Raw genomic sequence first — 1,270 nt, 5'->3', positions numbered from 1 at the left:
ATTATTAAAATTAAGCGTTAATCTTAGTAACAACTCCTGAACCTACAGTTCTTCCGCCTTCTCTGATCGCAAATCTTAATCCTTCGTCCATAGCTACTGGATTAATTAATTCAACGTTCATGTCAATGTGGTCTCCAGGCATTACCATTTCCATTCCGTCTGGTAATTTTATTGATCCTGTAACGTCTGTTGTTCTGAAGTAGAATTGTGGTCTATATCCATCAAAGAATGGAGTATGTCTTCCACCTTCTTCTTTTTTAAGTACGTATACTTGACCTACGAACTTAGTGTGTGGGTGTACTGAATTAGGTAATGCTAAAACTTGACCTCTTTCGATATCAGTTCTTTGAACACCTCTTAATAATGCTCCGATATTATCTCCTGCTTGCGCTTCGTCTAATAACTTTCTGAACATTTCGATTCCAGTTACAACAACTTTCTTCTTTTCTTCACTTAATCCTACGATTTCAACTTCGTCTCCTACGTGAAGTACTCCAGTTTCAACTCTACCAGTTGCAACTGTTCCTCTACCAGTGATTGTGAATACATCTTCTACTGGCATGATGAATGGTTTATCTGTTGCTCTTTCTGGTGTTGGAATGTAGCTATCTACTGCTTCCATTAATTCTAAGATTGGAGCAATTGCTGCTTCATCTGTTGGGTTTTCTAATGCTTTTAATGCAGATCCTTTTATTACTGGAATATCATCTCCTGGGAAGTTGTATTCGCTTAATAATTCTCTAACTTCCATTTCAACTAATTCTAATAATTCTTCGTCATCTACCATATCTGCTTTGTTTAAGAATACTACAATGTAGTCAACTCCAACTCTTGATGCTAGTAGGATATGTTCTCTTGTTTGTGGCATTGGACCATCTGCTGCTGAACAAACTAAGATAGCTCCATCCATTTGTGCTGCTCCTGTGATCATGTTCTTAACATAGTCAGCATGTCCTGGACAGTCAACGTGAGCGTAATGTCTGTTTTCTGTTTCATACTCAACGTGTGAAGTATTGATTGTGATTCCTCTTTCTTTTTCTTCTGGAGCTTTATCTATTTCTGCATAGTTAAAAGCTTCTGCAAATCCTCTGTTTGCTAATACAGTTGTGATTGCAGCTGCTCATGCTGCCTTACAGTGGTCTACGTGACCGATCGTTCTAATATTTACGTGTGGTTTACTACTTTCAAATTTTTCTTTTGACATTGTAAAATTCCTCCCTCATTATGAAATGATTTAAAATCTTATATTAGATTTCAAACTATAATCTAT

1 pseudogene is annotated in these 1,270 nt (G+C 36.7%); it reads right to left on the bottom strand.

Going from position 1 to position 1,270, the window contains the following annotated elements:
• Positions 1 to 10 precede the first annotated feature (10 nt).
• Positions 11 to 1,204 (bottom strand): annotated as a pseudogene (gene tuf / locus NG904_RS16435) (elongation factor Tu).
• Between the last annotated feature and the right edge of the window lie 66 nt (positions 1,205 to 1,270).

This window comes from Clostridium sp. ZBS15 (assembly GCF_023845705.1).
Taxonomy (GTDB): domain Bacteria; phylum Bacillota; class Clostridia; order Clostridiales; family Clostridiaceae; genus Clostridium; species Clostridium aquiflavi.
This window is presented reverse-complemented; position numbering and strand designations above follow the sequence as displayed.